Below are 828 nucleotides of genomic sequence, written 5' to 3'. Positions count from 1 at the left end.
TTATTCATATTGTTCCACGTGTAGTTGGTGCAGGCGGTAATGGAATATTACAGACTGTTTTAGGTGCTGTGATGGTCGTGGTGGGAGTCTTAGTAACTGTAGGCACATTAGGCGGTGGAGCACCACTCGGTGCTGCATTGATTGGTTCAGGTATTGGAATGATGCTTGGTGGTGTGGCTATGATGCTTATGCCGAAGGTTGATACTACTCAAGACCAAAACCAAGATGGAAACAGAGCGAATAAAGGCTTTGGCGGTGCAGTTACCACAGTTGCACAAGGTAATCCTGTTCCAATTCTTTATGGTAGACGTGAAGTCGGTGGCTTCATTGTGAGCGCAGGTCAATATCCTGAAGATCAGATGTAAATTTTAATTATTTAACAGGCGCTTTCTAGCGCCTTTTTTATTGCGTGAGATTTCTTATGAATGCAGTAGTAGGCGCAAAAAAGGGCAGTAATAAACAACGGCAACCTGTCATTTCACCAGATTCTGCTCAATCGAAAACCTTTATCAAGGTTCTATATGGTTTAGCTGAAGGAGAAATTGAGGGGCTAGCAAATGGGCTTCAGTCAATTTATTTAGAAGAAACTCCACTTCAGAATGCAGATGGAAGCCTTAACTTTGAAAATGTAAAAGTTGATTTTAGAAATGGTACTAATGATCAGGAATACATTGAAGGTTTTCCTGCAGTAGAAAATGAAACTGCTATCGATGTGGAGCTGAAGTCTGAAACACCGTGGGTCCGCGCTTTTAGTAATCTTGATCTTGACGCAGTTCGTCTGCGCTTAAAATGGGGACCTTTACGTACTCAGAACGCTACAAATGGTGA

General features: G+C 42.1%; 1 protein-coding gene and 1 pseudogene. Both read left to right on the top strand.

The annotated features are described in order from the left end of the window. Positions 1–365 (top strand): annotated as a pseudogene (locus tag HJG58_RS18615) (tail assembly protein); the annotation flags it as partial. 56 nt (positions 366–421) lie between these two features. Then, positions 422–828, top strand: a 407-nt coding sequence (gene gpJ, locus HJG58_RS18610) for a TipJ family phage tail tip protein (RefSeq protein WP_170249802.1), incomplete at its 3' end; no start/stop codon positions are given.

It is taken from the genome of Acinetobacter geminorum (assembly GCF_013009345.1).
GTDB lineage: Bacteria > Pseudomonadota > Gammaproteobacteria > Pseudomonadales > Moraxellaceae > Acinetobacter > Acinetobacter geminorum.
Note: the sequence above shows the minus strand (reverse complement) of the source record. Positions and strands in the feature narration are given on the sequence as shown.